The sequence below is a fragment of the Rhodococcus sp. P4_F3_2 genome, assembly GCF_056401335.1.
This window is the reverse complement of the sequence record NZ_JBFUJN010000264.1, coordinates 1-391: the sequence shown is the minus strand read 5'-3', so window position 1 is coordinate 391 and position 391 is coordinate 1. Positions and strand designations below refer to the sequence as shown.

Annotated in this window: 1 protein-coding gene; it reads right to left on the bottom strand. The window is 38.4% G+C overall.

From position 1 onward, the window contains the following. Positions 1-391: TcaA 3rd/4th domain-containing protein (locus AC1DWA_RS33660; protein WP_477917872.1), on the bottom strand; the 391-nt coding region annotated here is incomplete at both ends.

Sequence of the window (391 nt, the reverse complement as noted above, 5' to 3'; positions counted from 1 at the left end):
CCTTTTTTAATTGATACTTCTTCCGTTTTCTTTTCTCCGCGTTTTGCATATAGTTTTACTGACCCATCCATTGGCAGTGGACCTAAATAATCAATATCGCTAATTTTTGTTTTTGTGTCTTTACCATTAACGAACAGCGTCGCGTCATCATAATCTGAAGAGATGTATACTGCATGATCTGACCAATCAAACTCAACGTTTACATCTTCTCCGTTGGCGGCTTCAATCTCTTGTTCGTTTTCAACTTTTCCGTAATCATTTTGCACTTCACCTTTTAATGTATGTGTACCAGGTAAAAATGGACCAATCTTTTTAGAAGAGTCACTGCTTACCGTTCCAGCTTTTTGACCGTCAATATATACTGCTGTCGCATCTTCTGTAGACTGAGCCT